General features: G+C 73.0%; 13 protein-coding genes. 9 read left to right on the top strand and 4 right to left on the bottom strand.

From position 1 onward, the window contains the following. From D452_RS0115925 to hutI, 5 genes are all read left to right on the top strand, one after another. On the top strand, nucleotides 1-1152 hold a 1152-nt coding region (locus tag D452_RS0115925), incomplete at its 5' end, for a histidine ammonia-lyase (RefSeq protein WP_017545151.1). An 18-nt stretch (nucleotides 1153-1170) separates the two neighbouring features. After that, entirely contained in the window at nucleotides 1171-2844 is a 1674-nt protein-coding gene (gene hutU, locus D452_RS0115920; protein ID WP_017545150.1) for a urocanate hydratase, read from the top strand. Next, the gene (locus tag D452_RS0115915; RefSeq protein ID WP_017545149.1) at nucleotides 2841-4079 is read left to right on the top strand and encodes an allantoate amidohydrolase; all 1239 of its coding nucleotides are present in this window, start codon (nucleotides 2841-2843) and stop codon (nucleotides 4077-4079) included. The genes hutU and D452_RS0115915 overlap by 4 nt, the downstream gene beginning before the upstream one ends. After that, entirely contained in the window at nucleotides 4076-5437 is a 1362-nt protein-coding gene (locus tag D452_RS0115910) for a formimidoylglutamate deiminase (protein ID WP_017545148.1), read from the top strand. The genes D452_RS0115915 and D452_RS0115910 overlap by 4 nt, the downstream gene beginning before the upstream one ends. A 53-nt stretch (nucleotides 5438-5490) precedes the next feature. Continuing rightward, entirely contained in the window at nucleotides 5491-6675 is a 1185-nt protein-coding gene (hutI, locus tag D452_RS0115905; protein WP_026129361.1) for an imidazolonepropionase, read from the top strand. Nucleotides 6676-6890: 215 nt separating this feature from the next. Here the strand turns inward: hutI and D452_RS0115900 are convergent, their stop codons facing one another. Both D452_RS0115900 and D452_RS0115895 read right to left on the bottom strand, forming a co-directional pair. Further along, nucleotides 6891-7073 carry a helix-turn-helix domain-containing protein gene (locus D452_RS0115900; protein ID WP_239646404.1) on the bottom strand — a complete coding sequence of 61 codons (183 nt, stop codon included), beginning with the start codon at nucleotides 7071-7073 and terminating at the stop codon, nucleotides 6891-6893. A gap of 200 nt (nucleotides 7074-7273) precedes the next feature. Beyond that, nucleotides 7274-7552 (bottom strand): hypothetical protein, encoded by a 279-nt coding sequence (locus tag D452_RS0115895; RefSeq protein WP_017545145.1) that lies wholly within the window; start codon nucleotides 7550-7552, stop codon nucleotides 7274-7276. Nucleotides 7553-8080: 528 nt separating this feature from the next. On the opposite strand from D452_RS0115895, the gene D452_RS0115890 reads away from it, so the two are divergent. Beyond that, nucleotides 8081-8518, top strand: a complete 438-nt coding sequence (locus D452_RS0115890; RefSeq protein ID WP_026129360.1) for a DUF485 domain-containing protein — start codon at nucleotides 8081-8083, stop codon at nucleotides 8516-8518. After that, entirely contained in the window at nucleotides 8518-10239 is a 1722-nt protein-coding gene (locus D452_RS0115885; protein WP_017545143.1) for a solute symporter family protein, read from the top strand. Before D452_RS0115890 ends, D452_RS0115885 begins: the two co-directional genes overlap by 1 nt. A 66-nt stretch (nucleotides 10240-10305) precedes the next feature. Here D452_RS0115885 and D452_RS0115880 read toward each other — a convergent pair whose 3' ends face one another. Continuing rightward, nucleotides 10306-11391 carry a hypothetical protein gene (locus D452_RS0115880; protein WP_017545142.1) on the bottom strand — a complete coding sequence of 362 codons (1086 nt, stop codon included), beginning with the start codon at nucleotides 11389-11391 and terminating at the stop codon, nucleotides 10306-10308. Between the two features lie 97 nt (nucleotides 11392-11488). Here D452_RS0115880 and D452_RS0115875 point away from each other — a divergent pair, with 97 nt between their 5' ends. Together D452_RS0115875 and cas6 are read left to right on the top strand one after the other, a co-directional pair. Continuing rightward, complete coding sequence (locus tag D452_RS0115875; RefSeq protein WP_017545141.1) at nucleotides 11489-12031, top strand: DUF1697 domain-containing protein; 543 nt, start codon at nucleotides 11489-11491, stop codon at nucleotides 12029-12031. Nucleotides 12032-12134: 103 nt separating this feature from the next. Beyond that, complete coding sequence (gene cas6 / locus D452_RS0115870) at nucleotides 12135-13085, top strand: CRISPR system precrRNA processing endoribonuclease RAMP protein Cas6 (protein ID WP_017545140.1); 951 nt, start codon at nucleotides 12135-12137, stop codon at nucleotides 13083-13085. A gap of 164 nt (nucleotides 13086-13249) precedes the next feature. Here the strand turns inward: cas6 and D452_RS29705 are convergent, their stop codons facing one another. Then, entirely contained in the window at nucleotides 13250-13438 is a 189-nt protein-coding gene (locus D452_RS29705) for a hypothetical protein (RefSeq protein ID WP_083927536.1), read from the bottom strand. Nucleotides 13439-13450 lie beyond the last annotated feature (12 nt).

Below are 13450 nucleotides of genomic sequence, written 5' to 3'. Positions count from 1 at the left end.
GCCGGGATCACCCCCGTCGTCCACGAGTACGGCAGCCTGGGCTGCTCGGGCGACCTGGCGCCGCTGTCCCACGTCGCCCTGGCCCTGATGGGCGAGGGGCAGGTCCGTGACGCCGACGGTGAGCTCCGGGAGGCCGCCGACGCCCTGACCGCGGCGGGCATCGCGCCCGTGGAACTCGGCGCCAAGGAGGGCCTGGCCCTCATCAACGGCACGGACGGCATGCTCGGCATGCTGGCCATCGCCTGCATGGACCTGGAGCGCCTGCTCAAGGTCGCCGACGTCACCGCCGCCATGAGCGTCGAGGCCCTGCTCGGCACCGACCGGGTCTTCTCCGAGGAGCTCCAGAGACTGCGTCCGCACCCGGGCCAGGCAGCCTCGGCCTCGAACCTGCGCGCGATGCTCGCGGACTCGCCGATCGTCGCCTCCCACCGCGGCCCGGACTGCAACCGGGTCCAGGACGCCTACTCGCTGCGCTGCGCCCCGCAGGTGGCCGGAGCCGCCCGCGACACCCTCGCCCACGCCCTGCTCGTGGCAGGACGCGAGCTGGACAGCGTCATCGACAACCCCGTCGTGCTCGACGACGGCCGGGTGGAGTCCAATGGCAACTTCCATGGGGCGCCGGTCGCCTACGTGCTGGACTTCCTGGCCGTGGCCGTGGCCGACACGGCCTCGATCGCCGAGCGCCGCACGGACCGCATGCTCGACGTCTCCCGCTCACACGGTCTTCCGGCCTTCCTCGCCGACGACCCCGGAGTGGATTCGGGCCACATGATCGCCCAGTACACCCAGGCCGCCATCGTCTCCGAGCTCAAGCGCCTGGCCGTGCCCGCCAGCGTCGACTCCATCCCCAGCTCGGCCATGCAGGAGGACCACGTGTCCATGGGCTGGGCCGCCGCCCGCAAGCTGCGCCGCGCGGTGGACGGACTCACCAACGTGCTGGCGGTGGAGCTGCTCACCGCCGCACGCGCCCTCGACCTGCGCTCCCCGCTGGAGCCCGGTCCCGCCACCGGCGCGGTCCTGCGCACCGTGCGCGAAAGGGTCGCCGGTCCCGGCCCCGACCGCTACCTGGCCCCCGAGATCGCCACCGTGGCCGCCCTGGTCGCCGACGGTTCGATCGTCGAGGCCGCAGAGACCGTCACCCCGCTCGCCTAGCCCCCTGAGGAGACCACGATGAGCAACTCACGCACCGTCCGCGCGGCCCGAGGCCTCACCCTGTCGGCCAAGGGCTGGCAGCAGGAGGCGGCCCTGCGCATGTTCCACAACAACCTCGACCCCGAGGTGGCCGAGCACCCCGAGGACCTCGTGGTCTACGGCGGCACCGGAAAGGCCGCCCGGGACTGGCGCAGCTTCGACCGCATCACCGCGTCCCTGCGCGACCTGGAGGACGACGAGACGCTGCTCGTGCAGTCCGGCCGCCCCGTGGGGATCATGCGCACTCACGAGTGGGCGCCGCGCGTGCTGCTGGCCAACAGCAACCTGGTGGGGGACTGGGCGAACTGGCCCGAGTTCCGCCGACTGGAGGCCGAGGGCCTCACCATGTACGGGCAGATGACCGCCGGTTCGTGGATCTACATCGGCACGCAGGGCATCCTCCAGGGCACCTACGAGACCTTCGCCGCCGTGGCCGCGAAGTTGGGTTCGAGGGGGCACAGCGGCGGCACCCTCGCCGGGACCATCACCCTGACCGCCGGACTCGGCGGCATGGGCGGCGCCCAGCCCCTGGCCGTCACCATGAACGACGGCGTGGCGATTGTGGTCGAGTGCGACGGCAGCCGGATCGACCGGCGTATCGAGCACCGCTACCTGGACGTGCGCGCGCGGAGCCTGGACGAGGCCCTGGACCTGGCCGTACGCGCCCGTGACGAGCGCCGGCCGCTGTCCATCGGCGTCCTCGGCAACGCGGCGGAGGTCTTCCCCGAACTCCTCTCCCGTGGTGCTCCGATCGACATCGTCACCGACCAGACCTCGGCCCACGACCCGCTGGCCTACCTGCCGCTGGGCGTGTCCTTCGAGGACTGGAAGGCCCTGGCGGCGGCCAAGCCCGAGGAGTTCACCGTCCGGGCCCGCGAGTCCATGGCCGCGCACGTGGAGGCCATGGTCGGCTTCCTCGACGCGGGAGCGGAGGTCTTCGACTACGGCAACTCCATCCGCGACGAGGCCCGCGAGGGCGGGTTCACCCGCGCCTTCGACTTCCCGGGGTTCGTGCCCGCCTACATCCGGCCCCTGTTCTGCGAGGGCAAGGGGCCGTTCCGGTGGGCCGCGCTGTCCGGCGACCCCGCCGACATCGCCCGCACCGACGACGCCATCCTCGACCTGTTCCCCGACAACGAGCACCTGGCCCGGTGGATCCGCATGGCCAGGGAGCGGGTCGCGTTCCAGGGCCTGCCGGCCCGCATCTGCTGGCTGGGCCAGGGCGAGCGGGCCGCCGCCGGTCAGCGTTTCAACGAGCTGGTGGCCTCCGGAGAGATCACCGCTCCGCTGGCGATCGGCCGCGACCACCTGGACACCGGTTCGGTGGCCTCGCCCTACCGCGAGACCGAGGCCATGAAGGACGGCTCGGACGCCATTGCGGACTGGCCGCTGCTCAACGCCCTGGTCAACACCTCCTCCGGCGCCTCCTGGGTGTCCATCCACCACGGTGGCGGGGTCGGCATGGGCCGCTCCATCCACGCCGGTCAGGTGAGCGTGGCGGACGGCACCGAGCTGGCCGCGGCCAAGCTCCAGCGGGTGCTCACCAACGACCCCGCCATGGGCGTCATCCGCCACGTGGACGCCGGATACGAGGAGGCCGAGCGGGTCGCCGAGGCACACGGCATCCGCGTGCCCATGAAGGAGGGCGAGTGAGCTTCGACCGGCTCTGGGCCGACCTCGACCCCGTCGGGCGCTCGGCCGACAGCGGTGGCTACCACCGTCACTCCTGGGCGGGCGCCGACACCGACGCCCGCGCCTGGTTCACCGAGGCGGCCGCCGCCCGGGGCCTGGACGTGCGCACCGATCGCAACGGCAACCTGTGGGCCTGGTGGGGCACGCCCGGCCCGGGAGCCGTGGCCACCGGCTCCCACCTGGACTCGGTGCCCGACGGCGGGGCCTTCGACGGCCCCCTCGGAGTGGCCAGCGCCCTGGCGGCCGTGGACGAGCTGCGAGCCCGGGGGTTCACCCCCGCGCGACCCCTGGTCCTGGGGGTGTTCGTCGAGGAGGAGGGCGGCCGGTTCGGTGTGCCCTGCCTGGGCAGCCGCCTGAGCACCGGGGAGATCGACCCCGACCGCGCCCGGTCCCTCACCGACGCCTCCGGCGTCACTTGGGAGCGGGCCATGGAGGGGGTGGGACTGGACCCCGAGGCGATCGGACCCGACCCCGAACTCCTCTCCTGGCTGGACGTGTTCGTCGAGCTGCACGTGGAGCAGGGACGGGCCCTGGAGGACACCCACCACGCCGTGGGCGTGGCCAGCGCGATCTGGCCGCACGGCCGGTGGCGGATGGACTTCCGGGGCCGGGCCGACCACGCGGGCACCACCCGCATGGAGGACCGGGAGGACCCCATGCTCCCGTTCGCCCACACGATCCTGGCCGCGCGCTCGCTGGCCGAGCGGCACGACGCCCGCGCCACGGTCGCCAAGGGCCTGATCACCCCCAACGGCACCAACGCGATCCCCTCGCTGGTCAGCGCCTGGCTGGATGCCCGGGCCGCCGACCAGGACACCCTGGCCTCAGTGGTCGGGGGTGTGCGTGAGGCCGCCGAACGGGCGGCCCGCGACCACGGGGTCGCCCTCGCGGTGTCGGCCGAGTCCACCACGCCGCTGGTGGAGTTCTCCCACGACCTGCGGGACCGGCTCGCCGGGATTGTGGGGACCCGCGCCGCCGAGTCCGCCGGTCCGGTCCCCGTCCTGCCCACCGGGGCCGGGCACGACGCCGGGGTGCTCTCCGCGCATATGCCCACGGCGATGCTGTACGTGCGCAACCCGACCGGGATCTCCCACTCACCGCAGGAGTGGGCCCGTCCCGAGGACTGCCATGCCGGGGTCGTCGCCCTGGCCGACGTCCTGGCCGACCTGCTCGCGGTCCCCGGGGGGACACCGTGACGGGGGAGGGCCGGTACTGGTGCGAGTGGGCGTGGCTCGGCGGCGCGGCCCCCGAACCCGGAGTGCTCCTGACCGTCGACGCGGCCGGACGCCTGGCCTCGGTGGTCTCGGGCTCCGCCCCGGACGGCGCCGAGCGTCTGCCCGGACTCACCCTGCCCGGCCTGGCCAACGCGCACTCGCACGCCTTCCACCGGGCGCTGCGCGGCCGCACCCACGCCGGGGGCGGGTCCTTCTGGACCTGGCGCGAGGTGATGTACCGGGCGGCCGATCGCCTCGACCCGGACTCCTACCACCGCCTGGCCCGGGCCGCCTACGCCGAGATGGCTCTGGCCGGAGTGACGTGTGTGGGAGAGTTCCACTACCTGCACCACGGCCCGGAGGGTCAGCGCTACGCCGACCCCAACGCCATGGGGCAGGCCCTGGTCGCGGCCGCCGCCGACGCCGGGGTACGGATCACCCTGCTGGACGTGTGCTACCTCTCCGGCGGTCTCGGTGAGGACGGGGCCCAGCTGCCCCTGACCGGACCGCAGCTGCGCTTCGGCGACGGCACGGCGGACGCCTGGGCCGCCAGGGTGAGTGAGTTCGCCCCCCGGGGGAGGCACGCCCGGGTGGGCGCCGCCGCGCACTCGGTGCGCGCGGTACCCGTCGGGGACCTGCCCTCCGTCGCCCGGTTCGCTGACGCGGGCGAGCTGCCGCTGCACGTCCACGTCTCCGAGCAGCCCGCAGAGAACGCCGCCTGCCTGGCCGCGCACGGGACCACCCCCGTGCGCGTGCTGGCCGAGGCGGGGGCGCTCACCGAACGCACCACCCTGGTGCACGCCACCCACCTCACCGACGCCGACGTGGACACGGTCCGAGCCCACGGGTCCGCCGTGTGCCTGTGCCCGACCACCGAGCGCGACCTCGCGGACGGCCTCCCGCGCACCGGCGACCTCGTGGCCGCCCCGCTTCGGGTCCCGATCAGCCTGGGAACCGACCAGCACGCCCAGCTGGACCTGTTCGAGGAGGCCCGCGCCGTGGAGCTGCACGAACGTCTGCGCACCCACCGTCGGGGCACCCTGGGAAGCGGGGAACTGCTGCGCGCCGCCACCGCAGACGGTCACGCCGGACTCGGCTGGCACGACGCCGGGACCCTCACACCCGGAGCCCGCGCCGACCTGGTCAACGTGTCCCTGGACGGTGTGCGCCTGGCCGGCGCCGATCCCGCGCGGGCCACCGACGCCGTGGTCTTCGCCGCCACCGCCGCCGACGTGCGGCACGTGATGGTGGACGGGCGTTGGACCGTCCGCGAGGGTGTGCACGTCCGCCTGCCCGACACCGCCCGAGAACTCGACGCCGTCATCAAGGAGCTGCTGTGACCCCGACCGGCCCCGGAACCGAGACCGAGAACGGGCCCGCGACGCCCGGCACGATCCTCGTCGACGCCATCGGCACCCTGGTCACCAACGACCCCGAACTGGGGGAGGGGCGGCTGGGTGAGATCAGTGACGCCGCCCTGGTGATCGAGGACGGACGCGTGGCCTGGGCGGGGCCGCGCGCGCAGGCGCCCGCCGTCGACGCCCGGGTGGACGCGGCCGGACGCTGCGTGATCCCCGGGTTCGTGGACAGCCACTCCCACATCGTTTTCGCCGGTGACCGCAGCCGCGAGTTCGCCGCCCGGATGAGCGGCACGCCGTACTCGGCGGGCGGCATCCGCACCACGGTGGCGGCCACCCGTGCCGCCAGCGACGCCGAACTCCTGGCGGGCGCGCGGCGGTTCGTCCGTGAGGCGCACGCGCAGGGCACCACCACCCTGGAGGTCAAATCCGGGTACGGGCTCACCGTCGAGGACGAGCTCCGTTCCCTGGAGGTCGCCGGTCGGGTCACCGACGAGGTCACCTTCCTCGGCGCCCACGTGGTGGCCCCCGAGTACGCCGACGACCCGGCCGCCTACGTGGACCTGGTCACCGGGCCGATGCTGGACGCCTGCGCCCCGCACGCCCGCTGGGTGGACGTCTTCTGTGAGCGCGGGGCCTTTGACGAGGAGGCCTCCCGCCGGGTGCTCACCGCCGGGATGGAGCGGGGGCTGCTGCCCCGTGTGCACGGGAACCAGCTGGGCGAGGGGCCCGGGGTCCGGTTGGCCGTGGAGCTGGGAGCCGCTTCGGTCGACCACTGCACGTACCTGTCCGGCGAGGACGTGGACGCCCTCGCCCAGGCCGCGAAGCGCCCCGAACCCACGGTGGCCACGCTGCTGCCCGGTGTGGACTTCTCCACCCGCCAGCCGTACCCGAACGCCCGTTCCCTCATCGACGCGGGCGCGGTCGTGGCCCTGGCCAGCGACTGCAACCCGGGTTCGTGCTTCACGTCCAGCCTGGCCTTCTGTATCGCCGTGGGTGTGCGGGACATGGGGATGACCCCGGACGAAGCGGTGTGGGCGGCGACCAGGGGCGGCGCTCTGGCGCTGCGCCGCGACGACGTGGGCCGTCTCTCCCCGGGAGCCCGTGCCGACCTCACCCTGCTCGACGCCCCGAACCACCTCTACCTGGCCTACCGGCCCGGTGTTCCCCAGGTGGCGGCGGTGTGGAAGGACGGCGCCCTGGTCTCCGGCCGTACCTGATCCCCCGGGCGCCGACGCGGGTGGCGCCACTCCGGCGTCTCCCGCGTCGCCGGGGCCCTGGGAAACGAAACGAACCCGGAACTCAACGGGGACCTCACCTCGGTGAAACCCGCGGCCCCCACAGTGGAGGTGTGTCGGTGCGCGTCCCTCCGTCGCGGCCCAGCGTCGTGACGCGGCGGAGGGTGCACCCCCTCCCGGAGGGTACGAACGCGCTTTCACGGGCCCACCTCACGCCAGGGCCCGTCGACACCGTCGGGGTCGGAGAACAGGACCAGGGCCAGCGCGCCCTCACGGCGAACGGTCAGGTCCAGCCCGGTCGCCTCACGGAAGGCCTGTCGGCGGTTGACCACCGTGTTCCGGTGGCAGTAGAGCGACGCCGCCCTCTTCTTGACCGACATCATCGCGACCGCCCGGCCGCCATCCGGGGCGGGCGGTGGCCCGGATGGCGCACGCGAACGGGGGCCGGCGGGCACCGTGGTGCCCACCGACCCCCGTTTCGCGGTTGACGCGATGAGGTCGATCCGGGCGTTCCCGTGGGACCGCCCGGGTGAACCTAGGGAGTGGTCCGGGGGGTGGCCCCCCGGCGCGCTCGCACGACCTAGTTGTCGTCGTCGCTGTCCGCGTCGCTGTCGGAGCCCTCGGGCTTCTCGGCGGTGGAGGAAGCGGCCTTCTTGGTGACGCGGCGCTTCTTCACCGAACGCGAGTAGTCGACGAGGGGCTCGTAGCGGGTCTCGTGCTCCTTGAAGCACTCGTCGCAGGCGTCGACCTCACGGACGGCGCCCTCCCAGGCGAACTGGATGACCTCAGTCGCCTCGACCTTCTCCTCGCGGACGGCGTGGGGATCGCAGTACTTGCGCGTGAAGACCTCGGTGACCACGGCGGGGATTTCCCTTCGGTATCGCGTGAACTGTGCGGACCCCTGTAATCATACACGTGTACGAACGCGGAAACGGGTGATGAGACCGGTTTCCGTGATGGGTCGGGGTCGCCCCGAAGCCTAGCGAAGTCGGAGGGGTCATCGCGCCGTCCGGCGGTGCGTGTGGCCCGGATGACCAGGCGGTCCATTCGGGGTGACGGTTCGTGATCCCGGTCTCCGTCACGGAGCGTCCCGTCCTTCCGCGCTGTTCCACAATGCTCCTCCCCCTTTCCCGTTCCGGTCGCCGGCATATGTTCCAGCCGATTTGTGTATTTGGTGAACACGGCGCGCGGACCCTGGTTAGTGTGAGTTCCCGACGGGGGAGAGGGGCCGTTCCAGGAAGAGGACGGATCACCCCGGGAAACGGCCGACGCGCCCGAGGCGGCGCGCGCCGAGGGAAAGGCCGGGCCCGCGGGGGAGCGGATTCGGCGCCACACACAAGGGCCCCGCGTGCGCGGGGAGGGATTTTCCGTGTTCGGGGGGATGGCCGTGGTCGAGTACATGGAAGGCACGTCAAGAAGGCGCGGCGGGGGCTCGGGGGAGCCGTACCGCGCCAGCGGGACCGGATCGGCGCACGGCCGGACCGAGGCGGATATGGCGCACGCCTGTGAACGCATGTCCGTCGATCCTCGATTCGTGAAACTCCGAAGGAGATTCGCACTTCAGGCCGGGTTCCTGGTCGGCGCCTTCCTGGTGAGTTACCTTTCCTATCTTCTCCTTTCCGCCTTCGCGCGCGATTTCATGAGTGTGCGGATCATCGATCCCGTCAACATCGCTCTGGCGATGGGGATCGGCCAGTTCCTGCTCACCTTCGTGCTCGCCTGGGCCTTCGGCCGTCTCTCCGCCCGCTCCATCGACCCCCTCGCCGAGGAGATCCGCGAGCGGGCGCGGGCCGAGGACACCCTCGACGGACGGGTGGCCGGTTGATGGACGCCACGGCCCCGCCCCCGTTCACCAGCGCCCTCGTCCCCGACGGTCCCATCGAGGCCGCGCACGCCTGGACCATCGGCCTGTGCGCCGTGTTCGTCCTGGTCACCCTGGCCATCACCATCCGAGCCCGGCGTGCCACCAAGGGCACAGTCGACTTCTACGCCGGTGGGCGCGGCTTCTCCGGCACTCAGAACGGCCTCGCGCTGACCGGCGACTACCTGTCCGCCGCCTCCTTCCTCGGCATCGCCGGGATGATCGCCCTCCAGGGCTACGACGGCTTCCTGTACTCCATCGGCTTCCTGGTGGCCTGGCTGCTGGTGCTGCCCATGGCCCAGCTCACACGCAACACCGGCCGCTTCACCATGGCCGACCTGCCCGCCTTCCGCATGCGTCGGATGCGGGTGCGCCTGGCCTGCACGGTGTCCACGGTCACCGTCTGCCTCTTCTACCTGGTGGCCCAGATGGTGGGGGCGGGCGCCCTCGTCTCGGTCCTGTTCGGCCTGCACGACGGCGGAACCCTCCTCGGGCTGGACGCCGCCCAGGCCCGCACCGGCGCCATCGTGCTCGTGGGCGTGCTGATGATCGTCTACGTCATGTTCGGCGGGATGAAGGCGGCCACCTGGCTCCAGATCGTCAAGACCGTGGTGTTGCTCACCGCCACCGGCCTGCTCACGGTCCTGGTGCTGGCCCTGTTCTCCTTCGACCCGCGCGCCCTGCTCAGCGGCGCGGCGGAGGCCAGCGGCCACGGACAGGCCTTCCTCGAACCCGGTCTGCGTTTCGGCTCCGAGGTCCCCGGAGACCCGGTACGGACCCTCTTCAACAAGATGGACCTGGTCAGCCTGGGACTGGCGCTGGTCCTGGGTACCGTCGCCCTGCCGCACATCCTGACCCGCTTCTACACGGTGACCGACGGCCGGGCCGCCCGCTCCTCGGTCAACCACACCATCGCCATGGTGGGCGCCTTCTACCTGATGACCCTCGCTCTGGGGTTCGGCGCCGCCGCCCTGGTGGGGTCCGAGCGCATCCTGGCCCTGGACCCCTCGGGCAACTCCGCGGTCCCACTGCTCGCCGAGGAGGTGGGCCGTCAGACCGCCGGGCCGGTGGGCGCCGCCGTGCTGCTCGCCCTGATCTCGGCGGTGGCGTTGGCCACCATCCTCGCGGTGATCGCCAGTCTCACCCTGGCCTCGTCCTCCTCGATCGCACACGACCTGTTCGGCCACATCCTCATGTGGGGGCGCCCGCGCGAGTCCCAGGAGGTGGGGGTGGCCCGTTTGTCCGCGTGCGTGATCGGCGCGGTCTCCATCGCACTGGCGGTGCAGGCGCAGGCCCAGAACGTGGCGTTCCTGGTCGGGCTGGCCTTCGCCATCGCGGCCGCCGCCAACCTGCCCGTCATCGTCCTGACCATGTTCTGGCGCCGCTTCAACACCCGGGGTGTGGAGTGGGGGATCTACGGCGGGCTGTCCGCGACCCTGCTGCTGATGCTGTTCTCACCGGTGATGTCCGGCAAGACCGACCCCGTCACCGGTCAGAACCTGTCCGTGCTGCCCGCGTGGATCGACATCCAGGTCTTTCCCATGGAGAACCCGGCGCTGGTCGCCGTACCGATCGGCTTCGCCTGCGCGATCGTGGGCAGTCTGCTCTCGCGGGAGCGCAACAGCGCGCGCTTCACGGAGCTGCGAGTCCGGTCGCTCACGGGTTGGGGCGCCGAACGCGACTGACCCGTCAGAGAGCCGGGACACCCGGCCCGCGGGGTTCGGGACGGCTGGGTTTCGGGACGGCTGGGATCAGAGGTCCGGGGTACGGGGGCGGTCGTCCGGACGGGCGCGGGCGTAGGTCCGGGCCACGTCGTCGAGGAACCCCGGCACCGAGGGGAGCGCGCGGGCGACGTCGTCCCAGCCCTCCTGGAACCGTGCGGTGCCCGACTCCACGGACCACTGCTCGGAGCGGCGCAGGGAACGGCCCATCGCCCACGCCGCCACCGCCACGATCGGGCGCGACAACCCGACACCGCGCACGTCCAGCTGGCCCGAGACCGACCACGTTCCGTCCGGCCCCGGGGCGGGGACGGCCTGCCCCCGCGCCCGGACCAGCCGGTGGTCCACCTCCAGGGTCACCGGGGGAGCGGTCGCGGTGCCGTCAGCCGCCGCGAACCAGCCCGGCAGGTCCACGCGGACGCGCACGCGGGCGCGCAACAGGCGCGAACCCCAGCGCGCCATGGCGCTCTCCACGGGGAAGCGCAGGTCCGCCTCGAGGGTCAGCGTCTCCTCCGCGTGGTCGTGGACCACCGTGCCGGTGGTGGACGGGGCTCCCTCCCCGCCTTCCGCGCCGTTCTCCGTGGCGCCGCCGGTCCCGGCGTCCTCCCGCATGGCGAAGTCGACCGAGCACACCCCGGACTCGTCCCAGGAGGCCACGGTCAGGTCGGTGCCCACCCAGCCCTCACCGTCCGGCGCGAAGACCGGCCGCCCCTGAGGGTCGACCTCGGTGGCCAGGTAGGTGCTGCCCGGGGCCAGGTGTTCGCCGGACAGCAGGCGCAGGGAGAGCTCGGCCTCGCTCACGACGACCTCGTCCGCGAGGTCCTGGGCGGTCACCTCCCGCTCGGTGGAGCCCGCCGGGGCCCCGGTGACCTTCGCCCCGTCCAACGGGTCCCCCACCCGACGGCCGTACGCGGCCCTCTCCTCCTCCGTGAGCAAGAGGCCCAGCTCCCGAGCCCTGTGCTCAAGGCGCCGCGACTCCTCCTCGGAGGGCAGGAGCAGCCGGCCGTCCTCGCCGAAGCGCGCCCCGTGCAGGACCCCGTACGCCGAGGACACCGTCCGTGCGAGGTCCTCCCGGCCCAGGGCCGTGAGGGCGAGGGTGTGGCTCAGAAGGGGCATGGGCCCTCCGCTTCGACGTGGGTCAACACTGGCCAGGCCATTGTGGTCCCCACGCGCCGGACGGACAACCGGCGAACCGTCGTCGGCCTGGGGCACCATGGCCGGTATGACCAGACACATCGTGCTGCTGCGCGGCATCAACGTCGGCGGACACCGCAAGGTGGCCATGGCCGACCTGCGCGCGCTGCTCACCGGCCTCGGGTACACGGACGTGTCCACCTACATCCAGAGCGGCAACGCGGTCCTGACCTCGGCGGAACCCGACCCCGGGGTGGTGGGCGCCGCCGTGCGCGCCGCGTTGCTCGAGCGGTTCGGTCTCGACGTCGCGGTGGTAACGCGCACGCTGGATCAGCTCCGCGCGGCGGTGGCCGCCAACCCCCTGGCAGTGGAGAACCCCTCCGCGTTCATGGTGCTGTTCTGCTCGGAACCGGTGGACACCGCAGCGCTCACCGCGATCGATCCCGCCACCCACCCGCGCGAGCGCATCGCCGTCACCCCCACCGAGGTCTTCACCCACCACGAACTCGGCGTGCGCGCGGCGCGCCTGCCCGCGGTGGTCGCCCGGAACTGTCCGGGGGAGGTCACCGCCCGCAACTGGCGCACCGTGCTGCGCCTCGTGGAGATGGCGGAGGGCGGCTGAGACCCCCGGAGACCGGGGTTCGGGGGACTGTCCGAGAGTAGTCGTGGGAGGAACGAGGACGGCGAGGAGTACGCCGTCCCGACCAGGGGAGGGGTGGTGTGCGGTGCCCAGACGGTGGACCGTGATCCTGAGGGAGCGGGCCGACGCCGCGCGGCCGATCCGGCCCGAGGACTGCCACGGACTGCTCAACCGTTGGTGGCCGCAGCCGGAGTCCGAGCACACGGCGCCCAAGCGCTGGGCGATGAACGGGTGGCCGACCCCCCTGGGCGATCGGCTGCACCACTGGACGCTCACCTGGCTGGACGACGAGTCGCCGCCGCCCGTGGACCCGGGGGAGTTGCTCGGCCGGGTCCAGAGAGTGGGCGACCACCTGCTCGAACCCCTCTCCGTCACACGCACCTTCGACACCCCCTACTCCGAGATGCTCACCGGGTCGTACCGGCCCGCCGCCGTGCGCGCGGCCGAGGTGCGCACCCGAACCCCGGTGGTGACCACCACGCGTGACTCCACCGGCGAACGCGTTCCGCACGTGTGGCCCAACCCCCGGCGGCTCTTCGGCGCCGTGCACCGCTCCGGTGGGGGGATCGTCGGCGGAAGCGGAGCCGTGGGAGCCGTGGCCCGATTCGCGCCTGCCGAACTCGCCGCACCCTGGCTGGAGGAGGCCCTGGCCGGTCTGGCCCGGGTCCGGCGCTCGAACCTGCCCGGCGAGGAGGTGGGGTTGTCCGAGCACCAGCACGCGGAGAAGCGCTCCGTGCTGGGCTGGCAGGGCGGCCTGCGCCTGGAGGTGGTCGACGGAGACCCCCGGGACGTCGCGACCTTCGCGGTCCTGCTGGAGCTCCTGGAACTGGTCGGGATCGGCAAGTACACCGCGCAGGGCTTCGGTTCGGTGCGAGTGGACACGGTCACCCGGAACGTGCTCGCGTCGCGGGTCCCCGCCCCGCGTTCGGGCCGCCGGGTCGCCCACCGCATCCGGCACAGCCGCCCCCGGCCGATCGACACGCGTGCGCGCGCGGTGGCCGAGGCGGAGGAGTTCGGGGGCACGCTGTTCGACTGACCCACAGACCGCCGGTTCCCGCCCGAGGACGGCGGGCGGGGACCGGTGCCCCACCCCGGCGGCCGCCACGGCCGCCCTTCGCGGCTCCCACCCGGTGGACGGGGTGGGAGCCCCTTCTCGTCCCCGCCCGCGCCCTGACCCGGATGGTCACCCGGGTCGGGGCGTCAGGCCGTGCGTTGGTGGGGTATCGGCTCCGGTGGGGTTCGCCCGTCGCCCTCCCGCAGTGTCCGGGCCAGCCCGAGCAGGTGCGGCACGAGGTCCTCCGGGGTCAGCGCGGGGCCGGTCCGCTTGCCTCCTGAGGGGCGGTCGCGTTCGGATCGGGAGAGCCTGTCGTGTCTGCTGGGCGTCGCCATGGAAGGGCCTTT

The sequence above is a fragment of the Nocardiopsis prasina DSM 43845 genome (genome assembly GCF_000341265.1).
GTDB classification, from domain to species: Bacteria; Actinomycetota; Actinomycetes; order Streptosporangiales; family Streptosporangiaceae; genus Nocardiopsis; species Nocardiopsis prasina.
This window is presented reverse-complemented; position numbering and strand designations above follow the sequence as displayed.

Excerpts from the sequence above, each read along its gene's own strand:
- hutU (WP_017545150.1), top strand. The coding sequence starts at position 1,171 with ATGAGCAACTCACGCACCGTCCGCGCGGCCCGAGGCCTCACCCTGTCG.
- D452_RS0115900 (WP_239646404.1), bottom strand. The coding sequence starts at position 7,073 with ATGTCGGTCAAGAAGAGGGCGGCGTCGCTCTACTGCCACCGGAACACG.
- D452_RS0115885 (WP_017545143.1), top strand. The coding sequence starts at position 8,518 with ATGGACGCCACGGCCCCGCCCCCGTTCACCAGCGCCCTCGTCCCCGAC.
- D452_RS0115880 (WP_017545142.1), bottom strand. The coding sequence starts at position 11,391 with ATGCCCCTTCTGAGCCACACCCTCGCCCTCACGGCCCTGGGCCGGGAG.
- D452_RS0115875 (WP_017545141.1), top strand. The coding sequence starts at position 11,489 with ATGGCCGGTATGACCAGACACATCGTGCTGCTGCGCGGCATCAACGTC.
- D452_RS29705 (WP_083927536.1), bottom strand. The coding sequence starts at position 13,438 with ATGGCGACGCCCAGCAGACACGACAGGCTCTCCCGATCCGAACGCGAC.